Genomic DNA, 8,919 nt, shown 5'->3' with positions numbered 1-8,919 from the left:
CCGAGGAGTACACCGTGCCCGTCGAACGCCTGCTTCCCAGCCAGGAAGCCCACGACCTCATCGACCTGACCCGCGACGTCGCAGACAAGGTGCTCGCACCGAAGGTCGACGAGCACGAGAAGACCGAGACCTTCCCCGAGGGAGTGTTTCCCGCACTCGGTCGGGCCGGACTGCTGAGCCTGCCGTACCCCGAGGAGTTCGGCGGCGGCGGTCAGCCATACGAGGTCTACCTGCAGGTGCTCGAGGAACTCGCAGCCCGCTGGGCGGCCGTTGCGGTCGCGACCAGCGTGCACAGCCTCTCGTGCTACGCACTCGCAACCAGGGGCACCGCCGAGCAGCAGGCGCGGTGGTTGCCGGACATGTTGAGCGGCACGAAGATCGGCGCCTACAGCCTCTCCGAACCCCAGGCCGGTTCGGACGCCGCCGCGCTGATCTGCAAGGCCACCGAGACCGAGGGCGGATACCGGATCAACGGCTCGAAGGCATGGATCACCAACGGCGGTCGCGCCGATTTCTACACCCTGTTCGCGCGGACCAGCGATGACGGTTCGCGGGGCATCTCCTGCTTCCTGGTCGACGGTACGACCGAGGGTTTGAGCTTCGGCAAGCCGGAGGAGAAGATGGGGCTGCGGGCGGTCCCGACCACGTCCGCGCACTACGACGACGCATTCGTCGAGCAGGACCGAATGATCGGCGCGCCGGGCCAGGGACTCCCGATCGCCTTCAGCGCACTGGACTCCGGCCGGCTCGGCATCGCCGCCGTCGCGGTCGGGCTGGCCCAGGGCGCGCTCGACGATGCTGTCGCATATGCCAAGGAGCGCAAGGCCTTCGGCAAACGGATCATCGACCACCAGGGCCTCGGATTCCTGCTCGCCGACATGGCTGCCGCGGTGGACTCCGCGCGCGCGACCTACCTGGATGCCGCCCGACGCCGGGATGCGGGACTGGCGTACTCGCGTCAGGCGAGCGTCGCGAAACTCGTCGCGACCGACGCCGCGATGAAGGTGACCACCGACGCGGTGCAGGTGTTCGGCGGCTACGGCTACACCCAGGACTTCCCCGTCGAGCGGTACATGCGCGAGGCCAAGATCACCCAGATCTTCGAGGGCACCAACCAGATTCAGCGCCTGGTTATCGCGCGCTCCCTCGCGGGCTGACCCGGCTCAGTCGCCGCAGCAGCCGCCGGGAACCGATCGGACCTCGCGCGTGGCGGCATTGCGCGCGGCGAGGTCCGCGTCGGCCGGGTAGTCGACGCGGACCAGGCTCAGTCCGTGCGCGGGCGCAACGAGAACCGCACTCGACCGCTCGCGCTCCTGCAACAGGGCGACCGTCCACTCCGGCGTACGCCGACCCTCCCCCACCGCGATCATCGCGCCGACCAAACTGCGGACCATCGACCAGCAGAATGCGTCGGCGCTCACGTAGGCGGTGACGATGTCGCCCTCGGCCGCCCGAGCGGAGCCTGCGGAGCGAGCATCGGCCCGAGCGGAGCCTGCGGGGCGATCATCGGAACGAGCCCAGTCGAAACGCTGCAGTTCGCGGATCGTCGTCGCGCCCTCCTTGCGACGGCAGAACGCCGCGAAGTCGTGCAAACCGATCAGGCCTGCCGACGCCGCCCGCATGGCGTCGAGGTCCAGATCCTTGGGCACCGAGACGGTGTCGCGCGCTCGCAACGGTTCGGCGCCGTAGCGTGCGGTGGTGATCCGGTACTCGTAGTGCCTGCGGATCGCGGAGAAGCGGGCGTCGAACTCCGCAGGCACCGCGGTGACCGCCTTGACCCGCACGTCCGGCGGCAGGAAACGCGCGAGCCGGCGTACCAGGCGCTGCGGTTCGTCGGGCGCGGCCGCGGCGGACACGTCCATGTGCGCGACCTGGCCGGAGGCGTGCACCCCGGCGTCGGTGCGGCCGGCGACTGTCAACGTCACCGGCTCCCGCAGGACCGTCGAGATCGATTCCTCGAGCACCCCGCAGACCGTGCGCAGTCCGGGCTGGCGGGCCCAACCGGAGAAGTCGGTGCCGTCGTAGGTGATGTCCAGTCGAAAGCGAACGAACCCGCCGTCCCGGTGAGGGGCGGCGGGTTCGTTGCGAGGTTCTGACGCGTTCAGCGTTAGTCCTTCTTGGCCTCGTCCGCGTCGGCGGCAGTGGCGGTCTCGTCCTCGAGACCCTCCACGACTGCCTCGGCGTTCTCGACCTCGGCCTCGGTCGCCTCGGCCTCGACGGCCTCCACGACGTTCTCGGCCGGAGCCTCCTGCGAAGCCTTCACGCGACGCGCGCGGTCGGCCTCGGAGGTGACGGTCTGCTCCTTGACGAGCTCGATGATCGCCATCGGAGCGTTGTCACCCTTGCGGGGGACGGTCTTGATGATGCGGGTGTAGCCGCCGTTGCGCTCCGCGTAGAACGGACCGATCTCCGCGAACAGGGTGTGCACGACATCCTTGTTGCGGATGACCTTGAGCACCTCACGACGGTGGGCCAGGGTACCGGCCTTCGCGTGCGTGACGAGCTTCTCGGCGTAGGGCCGCAGGGCCTTCGCCTTGGCCTCGGTGGTGGTGATGCGACCGTGCTCGAAGAGCGCGGTGGCCAGGTTGGCGAAGATCGCCTTCTGGTGCGAAGCCGACCCGCCGAAGCGGGCACCCTTCTTGGGCTTGGGCATGATGAATCTCCTAGTAAGGACCCAGTGAGCTGGTCTACAGCTGTTCGGTCTCGGCGTAGTCCTGGTCGTTGCCCTCGGTGTCGCTGAAGGCGCCGGCGTCGGTGTCGCTCCACGTTCCGGTGGCGGCGTCGTAGCCGGCAACGGTGGTGGGGTCGAACGAAGCCGGGCTGTCCTTCAGTGCCAGGCCGAGCGAATGCAGCTTGACCTTCACCTCGTCGATGGACTTCTGACCGAAGTTGCGGATGTCCAGCAGATCGGACTCGGTGCGACCAACCAGCTCGCCGACGGTGTGCACACCCTCGCGCTTGAGGCAGTTGTAGGACCGGACCGTCAGGTCCAGATCCTCGATCGGCAGCCCGAAGGACGCGATGTGATCGGCCTCGGCGGGCGAGGGTCCGATCTCGATGCCTTCTGCTTCGACGTTCAGCTCACGGGCGAGGCCGAAGAGCTCAACCAGGGTCTTGCCCGCCGAAGCGAGCGCGTCCCGAGCGGTGATGGAGTTCTTGGTCTCCACGTCCAGCACGAGCCGATCGAAGTCGGTGCGCTGCTCGACGCGGGTGGCCTCCACCTTGTAGGTGACCTTGAGCACCGGCGAGTAGATCGAGTCGACCGGGATCCGGCCGATCTCGGCGCCGGACGCCTTGTTCTGGACGGCGGGGACGTAGCCGCGACCGCGCTCGACGACGAGCTCGATCTCCAGCTTGCCCTTGTCGTTCAGGGTGGCGATGTGCAGATCCGGGTTGTTCACCGTGACGCCGGCCGGGGGCACGATGTCGCCTGCAGTCACGGCGCCGGGGCCCTGCTTGCGGACGTACATGGTGACGGGCTCGTCCTCTTCGGAGCTCACGACCAGACCCTTGAGGTTCAGGATGATGTCGGTGACATCTTCCTTCACGCCGGGAACGGTGGTGAACTCGTGCAGGACGCCGTCGATGCGGATGCTGGTGACAGCAGCGCCGGGGATCGACGACAGCAGGGTGCGGCGAAGCGAGTTGCCGAGGGTGTACCCGAAGCCGGGCTCAAGGGGCTCGATGACGAACTTCGAGCGGTTGTCAGCGATGACCTCTTCGGTCAGCGTGGGTCGCTGAGAAATGAGCATTGTTTTCCTCCTGTACGGACGTCCGCTATTTGACGCCCAGATGGATGGCGCCTTCGGCACCCGTGCGCCTTTCCGGTGGCCGGAGCCATCGGAAAGGCGCACGAGTCGAAAGGCATTACTTCGAGTACAGCTCCACGATCAGCTGCTCCTGCAGCGGCACGTCGATCTGCGCGCGCTCGGGCTCCTGGTGAACCAGGACGCGAAGGCGACCCGGGACGACCTGGAGCCACGCCGGAACCGGACGGTCGCCGACGGTCTCGCGGGCAACCTGGAACGGCAGCGTGCTCAGCGACTTCTCCTTGACATCGATGATGTCGTACTGGGAGACGCGGTAGCTGGGGATGTCGACCTTCTTGTTGTTCACGAGAAGGTGACCGTGGCTCACGAGCTGACGAGCCTGACGACGGGTACGAGCCAGACCGGCGCGGTACACGACGTTGTCGAGACGGGTCTCGAGGATGCGGAGCAGGTTCTCGCCGGTCTTGCCCGGGCGACGCACCGCTTCCTTGTAGTAGCGGACGAACTGCTTCTCCATGACGCCGTAGGTGAAGCGAGCCTTCTGCTTCTCCTGCAGCTGGAGCAGGTACTCGCTCTCCTTGATCCGCGCGCGGCCGTGCTGGCCCGGCGGGTAGGGGCGACGCTCGAACGCCTGGTCGCCTCCAACGAGGTCGACGCGCAGACGACGCGACTTGCGGGTGATGGGGCCGGTATAACGTGCCATTTTCTTCTACCTATCCTTCCCGCTAGACCCGACGCCGCTTGGGCGGACGGCAGCCGTTGTGCGGCTGGGGGGTGACATCGGAGATGGTGCCGACCTCGAGGCCAGCGGCCTGGAGGGAACGGATCGCGGTCTCGCGGCCCGAGCCGGGGCCCTTGACGAAGACGTCGACCTTCTTCACGCCGTGCTCCTGCGCCTTGCGGGCAGCGTTCTCGGCGGCCAGCTGAGCGGCGAACGGGGTCGACTTACGCGAACCCTTGAAGCCCACGTGTCCCGAGGACGCCCACGAGATGACGTTTCCGGCCGGGTCCGTGATGGACACGATGGTGTTGTTGAAGGTGCTCTTGATGTGAGCGGCGCCGTGCGGGACGTTCTTCTTGTCCCTGCGACGAGCCTTCTGGGTCTTCTTCGGACCGGTGCGTGACTTAGGGGGCATTACTTCGCCTTCTTCTTGCCGGCAATGGTGCGCTTCGGGCCCTTGCGGGTACGCGCGTTGGTCTTGGTGCGCTGTCCACGCACGGGCAGACCACGACGGTGGCGCAGGCCCTGGTAGCAGCCGATCTCGATCTTGCGACGGATGTCGGCCTGCACCTCGCGGCGGAGGTCACCCTCGACCTTGAGGGACTCCTCGATGTACTCGCGGAGCTTGGTCAGGTCCTCGTCCGTGAGGTCCTTGCTGCGCAGGTCCGGGTTGACACCCGTCGCTGCCAGGATCTCCTTGGAGCGGGTACGGCCGACGCCGTAGATGTAGGTCAGTGCGATCTCCATGCGCTTTTCGCGAGGAAGATCAACACCTGCGAGACGTGCCATGTGGCATTCCTATCGGTGTGCGGAGGTCTGCTCCCAGTCCATCCCCTGTGCCATCCGAAGTCAGACTCCGGATACGTCTTTCAACTAACTCAGTGGGGCCCCGGCCTCCGTGCCGGGGGTAGACCAACGCCTGCCGATGGACTCGAAGTCCGGTGGACTCGAAATTCCGGTGGCCGTGGGTGTCGGCTGGTGCTGGAAGGTCTTCTTTTGCTTGTTGCCAAGCCGATCCGAAAAGCTGTGATCTAGCCCTGACGCTGCTTGTGACGCAGGTTGTCGCAGATCACCATGACCCGACCGTTACGACGGATCACCTTGCACTTTTCGCAGATCTTCTTGACGCTCGGCTGAACCTTCACGTCTGTCTAATCTCCTGTGTGTCGCCCACCGGGGGTGGACATGGGTCTCCCAGACCAGGTGTGGTCCGGGAAGTTCGTTACTTGTACCGGTAGACGATGCGACCGCGAGAAAGGTCGTAGGGCGACAGCTCTACGACGACACGGTCTTCCGGCAGGATGCGAATGTAGTGCTGACGCATCTTGCCGCTGATGTGCGCGAGGACCTTGTGGCCGTTCTCGAGCTCAATGCGAAACATTGCATTGGGCAGCGGTTCGACTACGCGTCCCTCGACCTCGATGGCCCCGTCTTTCTTAGCCATATCCTCCGCGATCCGTTGGTGGGCATCGTTCTCCGTTACGGTGGTGCACGCGCGTGAGAGAACCGGGCGAGCAGCGCTTCGGGCGACCGAGGCCTCCGAGAACAGCAAACGACCGGTACGCAGGGCGCACCGTTGATCTAGCTTACCGGAGTTCTCCCACCAGGCCAAATGCGGCCCGTCACGAAAGGACGTCAGACGTGCGCGCAGTCGTCCAGCGGGTGACCTCCGCCTCCGTCGAGATCGACGAGAAGGTCGTCGCCCGCATCGACCCCGTGGGGCACGGACTGCTGGTCCTGCTCGGCGTCGGGCACGACGACGACCCGGCCACCGCCGCGGCGCTGGCGGCGAAAGTCTGGAAGCTGCGCATCCTCGACGACGCCGAGCGCGGCGGCGAGCGATCCGCCGCCGATCTCGACGCACCGATCCTGGTCGTCAGCCAGTTCACCCTGCTCGCCGACACCCGCAAGAGCCGGCGTCCCTCCTGGTCCGCCGCCGCGCCCCGGGCGGCGGCGGAACCACTGGTGGACGCGTTCGCCGACGCGCTGCGCGGACTCGGCGCCACGGTCGAGACCGGCCACTTCGGCGCCCACATGCGGGTCAGCTCGGTCAACGACGGCCCGGTCACGCTACTGCTCGAGGCCTGACCGGCAGCGGTGGCGTCAGTCGTCGATGTTCGACATGTCGCCGTAGCGGGCGCCCGCGACCGCACCCCTGGGCACCGCGCTCGCGAGTGACGCGAGGTCGTCCGCGGTCAGGTCGACCGCGGCAGCGTCGACGTTCTCCTCGACGTACTTCACCCGCTTGGTGCCCGGGATCGGCACGATGTCCTGCCCCTGCGCGAGCACCCAGGCCAGCGCGAGTTGCCCCGGGGAGACACCCTTCGCCGCGGCAAGAGCGCGCACCCGGTCGACCAGCCCCAGGTTCGTCGCGAGCGCGTCGCCGCGGAACCGCGGGAAGTAGTCCGACCGCCGGAGGTCACCCTCGCCCACCGCTCCGGACTCCGCGGTGATCGCGCCAGTCAGCAGTCCGCGGCCGAGCGGTGAGTACGGCACCAGGCCGATCCCCAGCTCACGGATGGTCGGCAGTATCTCGTCCTCGAGGTCGCGGGTGAACAGCGAGTACTCCGTCTGCAGCGCGGTGATCGGATGCACGGCGTGCGCCCGCCGGATCGTGTCCGGTCCCGCCTCCGACAGTCCGAGATGGCGGACCTTGCCCGCCGTGACGAGCCCGGCCATCGCGCCGACCGTCTCCTCGATCGGCACCGACCTGTCGACCCGGTGTTGGTAGTAGAGGTCGATATGGTCGACACCGAGACGCCGAAGCGACGCGTCGCAGGCCGCGACGACGTACTCCGGTCTGCCGTTGATCCCCACCCGGGTCCCGTCGGCGCGACGCTCGTTGCCGAACTTCGTGGCCAGCACCGCGTCGCCTCGACGACCCGCGACGGCCTTGCCGACCAGCTCTTCGTTGACGAACGGGCCGTACATGTCCGCGGTGTCGAGCAGGGTCACACCGAGATCGAGGGCACGGCGAATGGTGGCGATTCCGGCGTCCTCGTCGCCGGTTCCGTAGAACTCCGACATGCCCATGCACCCGAGCCCCAACGTGGACACGGTCAGGGGCGAGTCGATACCGAGGGTTCGGGTTCCGATGTCAGTGGTCATGCGACGAGTCAACGTCTTCGAGTGCGCTCGAAGTCAAGCTCCGAGCCGCGACTCGATCCGTGTACACGCCGATCTTCACGTCGACGGCGGCCAGATGGTCGGTGACTTCGGCCAGCTGGGTCAGCACCCGGGCGCGGTGCGCACGCAGCAGGTCCAGTCGGTCGGACTCGGTGCCGTCGCCGGCCCGGACCAGTTCCGCGTAACGCTGGATCTCCCGGATCGGCATCCCGGTCGACCGCAGCTTGGTGACCAACTCGATCCACGCCACGTCGAATGCGGTGTACCTCCGATGCCCGGACGACGCCCGGCCGATCTCACCCAGCATCAACCCGTCCCGCTCGTAGTAGCGCAGGGTGTGCGCGGTCAGTCCGGTGCGCGCGGCGACCTCCGCGATGGTCATTCCCGGATCGCTCAGCATCGGTCCGCATCCATGCACGCGACGATAGCGCCGCCGGCGCCGGAAACGACGAACGGGCGGGAAGCGAGCCTCGTCGGCTGCCTTCCCGCCCGTTCGTCGGTTGTGCTCGTCAGGGCCGAAGCGTGAGGATCCGTGGACCGTCCTCGGTCACCGCGACGGTGTGCTCCCAGTGCGCGGCGCGCGAGCCGTCGATGGTGACGACCGTCCAGTCGTCCTCGAGCACCTCGGTCTCGGTTGTCCCGAGGGTGAGCATCGGCTCGATGGCGAGCACCGAACCGACCACCAACTCCGGGCCCTTGCCGGGCGCGCCCTCGTTGGCGAGGAAGGGGTCCATGTGCATCTCGCGACCGATACCGTGCCCGCCGTACCCGTCCACGATGCCGTACCGGCGACCGTGCGCGCGCTCGGCCGCGAGCGTGCCCTGCTCGATCGCGTGCGAGACGTCGGTCAGCCGGTTGCCCGGCAGCATCGCCTTGATGCCCGCATCCATCGACAGTCGGGTGGCCTCGCTGAGATCACGGTCGGCGTCGGAGATCTCGCCGACCCCGAAGGTCCACGCGGAATCACCGTGCCAGCCGTCGAGAATCGCGCCGCAGTCGATCGACACCAGGTCGCCCTCGGCCAGGATGTCGTCCGCCGACGGGATGCCGTGCACGACACGATCATTCACCGACGAGCAGATCGACCCGGTGAAACCGTGGTACCCCAGGAACGACGGAACCGCTCCCGCGTCCCGAATCGTCTGCTCCGCGATCCGGTCCAGTTCGAGCGTGCTCACTCCGGGCTTCGCCGCCGCGCGCACGGCGACCAGCGTCGCGCCGACGATCGCGCCCGCCGCAGCCATCGCGTCGAGTTCACCGGCGGTACGGAACGGCACGACCTTCTTGCGACGGAACCCCATA

At 67.3% G+C, this 8,919-nt stretch carries 13 protein-coding genes; 2 read left to right on the top strand and 11 right to left on the bottom strand.

Going from position 1 to position 8,919, the window contains the following annotated elements; genetic code table 11:
- Positions 1-14: 14 nt before the first annotated feature.
- Positions 15-1,157 (top strand): acyl-CoA dehydrogenase family protein, encoded by a 1,143-nt coding sequence (locus tag FK531_RS13785; RefSeq protein WP_142100196.1) that lies wholly within the window; start codon positions 15-17, stop codon positions 1,155-1,157.
- A gap of 6 nt (positions 1,158-1,163) precedes the next feature.
- Here FK531_RS13785 and truA read toward each other — a convergent pair whose 3' ends face one another.
- From truA to infA, 8 genes are all read right to left on the bottom strand, one after another.
- A complete protein-coding gene (truA, locus tag FK531_RS13780) occupies positions 1,164-2,105 on the bottom strand; it encodes a tRNA pseudouridine(38-40) synthase TruA (RefSeq protein WP_142100194.1) in 942 nt (313 codons plus the stop codon).
- Between the two features lie 2 nt (positions 2,106-2,107).
- A complete protein-coding gene (gene rplQ, locus FK531_RS13775; protein WP_142100192.1) occupies positions 2,108-2,653 on the bottom strand; it encodes a 50S ribosomal protein L17 in 546 nt (181 codons plus the stop codon).
- Positions 2,654-2,687: 34 nt separating this feature from the next.
- Positions 2,688-3,752: a DNA-directed RNA polymerase subunit alpha gene (locus tag FK531_RS13770; RefSeq protein ID WP_142100190.1), complete on the bottom strand. Its 1,065-nt coding sequence runs from the start codon at positions 3,750-3,752 to the stop codon at positions 2,688-2,690.
- A gap of 115 nt (positions 3,753-3,867) precedes the next feature.
- Positions 3,868-4,473, bottom strand: coding sequence for a 30S ribosomal protein S4 (rpsD, locus tag FK531_RS13765; RefSeq protein ID WP_142100188.1), 606 nt, complete (start codon positions 4,471-4,473; stop codon positions 3,868-3,870).
- 22 nt (positions 4,474-4,495) lie between these two features.
- Positions 4,496-4,906 carry a 30S ribosomal protein S11 gene (gene rpsK / locus FK531_RS13760; protein WP_142100186.1) on the bottom strand — a complete coding sequence of 137 codons (411 nt, stop codon included), beginning with the start codon at positions 4,904-4,906 and terminating at the stop codon, positions 4,496-4,498.
- Positions 4,906-5,280: a 30S ribosomal protein S13 gene (gene rpsM, locus FK531_RS13755; protein ID WP_142100184.1), complete on the bottom strand. Its 375-nt coding sequence runs from the start codon at positions 5,278-5,280 to the stop codon at positions 4,906-4,908. Before rpsM ends, rpsK begins: the two co-directional genes overlap by 1 nt.
- Positions 5,281-5,522: 242 nt before the next feature.
- On the bottom strand, positions 5,523-5,636 hold the full coding sequence (rpmJ, locus tag FK531_RS13750; RefSeq protein WP_025347279.1) for a 50S ribosomal protein L36: 114 nt from the start codon (positions 5,634-5,636) through the stop codon (positions 5,523-5,525).
- A 77-nt stretch (positions 5,637-5,713) separates the two neighbouring features.
- On the bottom strand, positions 5,714-5,935 hold the full coding sequence (infA, locus tag FK531_RS13745; protein ID WP_003418601.1) for a translation initiation factor IF-1: 222 nt from the start codon (positions 5,933-5,935) through the stop codon (positions 5,714-5,716).
- 197 nt (positions 5,936-6,132) lie between these two features.
- Here infA and dtd point away from each other — a divergent pair, with 197 nt between their 5' ends.
- Positions 6,133-6,579, top strand: coding sequence for a D-aminoacyl-tRNA deacylase (gene dtd, locus FK531_RS13740; RefSeq protein ID WP_142100182.1), 447 nt, complete (start codon positions 6,133-6,135; stop codon positions 6,577-6,579).
- Positions 6,580-6,594: 15 nt separating this feature from the next.
- Here the strand turns inward: dtd and FK531_RS13735 are convergent, their stop codons facing one another.
- From FK531_RS13735 to map, 3 genes are all read right to left on the bottom strand, one after another.
- Positions 6,595-7,599 carry an aldo/keto reductase gene (locus FK531_RS13735; protein ID WP_142100180.1) on the bottom strand — a complete coding sequence of 335 codons (1,005 nt, stop codon included), beginning with the start codon at positions 7,597-7,599 and terminating at the stop codon, positions 6,595-6,597.
- Positions 7,589-8,017, bottom strand: coding sequence for a MerR family transcriptional regulator (locus FK531_RS13730; RefSeq protein WP_142100178.1), 429 nt, complete (start codon positions 8,015-8,017; stop codon positions 7,589-7,591). Before FK531_RS13730 ends, FK531_RS13735 begins: the two co-directional genes overlap by 11 nt.
- 109 nt (positions 8,018-8,126) lie before the next feature.
- Complete coding sequence (map, locus tag FK531_RS13725; RefSeq protein WP_142100176.1) at positions 8,127-8,918, bottom strand: type I methionyl aminopeptidase; 792 nt, start codon at positions 8,916-8,918, stop codon at positions 8,127-8,129.
- Between the last annotated feature and the right edge of the window lies 1 nt (position 8,919).

Source organism: Rhodococcus spelaei (genome assembly GCF_006704125.1).
GTDB classification, from domain to species: Bacteria; Actinomycetota; Actinomycetes; order Mycobacteriales; family Mycobacteriaceae; genus Rhodococcus_G; species Rhodococcus_G spelaei.
This window is presented reverse-complemented; position numbering and strand designations above follow the sequence as displayed.